The following is a 600-nucleotide window of genomic DNA, read 5'->3' as shown; positions in this document are numbered from 1 at the left end:
CATCCACCGTTTGCGCTTCTCTTCTTGACCATATAATCTCAGTTACCTCAGATCATATGCTTTACTTCAAATACAAGTACGCTTGTGTTACCTCTTATTTACCTTATTTTTAATGAACGTCTGGTTATTCCAGATTAAAATACTCTCGTAAAAGTACTTTAATCTGAATAAACCCAATGAAAAACCCTATAATTTGGTGGAGCCGAGGAGGATCGAACTCCTGACCCCCTGCGTGCAAGGCAGGTGCTCTCCCAGCTGAGCTACGACCCCATTTTTTTTGGCATCGATCTTTTGTTTTACTCTGCGTTGCTCATGCGCATTCACTCAGTCACATACTGACGTATGCTCCCTCACTCACTTGCACGCGCGCCTTGATTAAAACAAAACCTCTCGCAAAAAAGCTTTGGCTCACTATGTCTTTATGCGTGTGCTGCCGCACTCGCAACATTATGAACCGGGCTCTTCATTATCTTGAAAACAAACTGTGTGGGCACTTTAAAGTCTTTAGTGCTATTAATTAAGGAGGTGATCCAGCCGCAGGTTCCCCTACGGCTACCTTGTTACGACTTCACCCCAGTCATGAACCACACCGTGGTAAAC

1 tRNA gene and 1 rRNA gene are annotated in these 600 nt (G+C 44.2%); both read right to left on the bottom strand.

What is annotated here, in order from left to right:
* Nucleotides 1–194 precede the first annotated feature (194 nt).
* A tRNA-Ala gene (locus ACWTEW_RS32305) sits at nucleotides 195–270 on the bottom strand.
* Between the two features lie 248 nt (nucleotides 271–518).
* Nucleotides 519–600: ribosomal RNA gene (locus ACWTEW_RS32300) — 16S ribosomal RNA — on the bottom strand; the annotation flags it as partial.

This window comes from Legionella stuttgartensis (assembly GCF_977063405.2).
The sequence above is the reverse complement of the archived record's forward strand: the minus strand, read 5'-3'. Positions and strand labels throughout refer to the sequence as shown.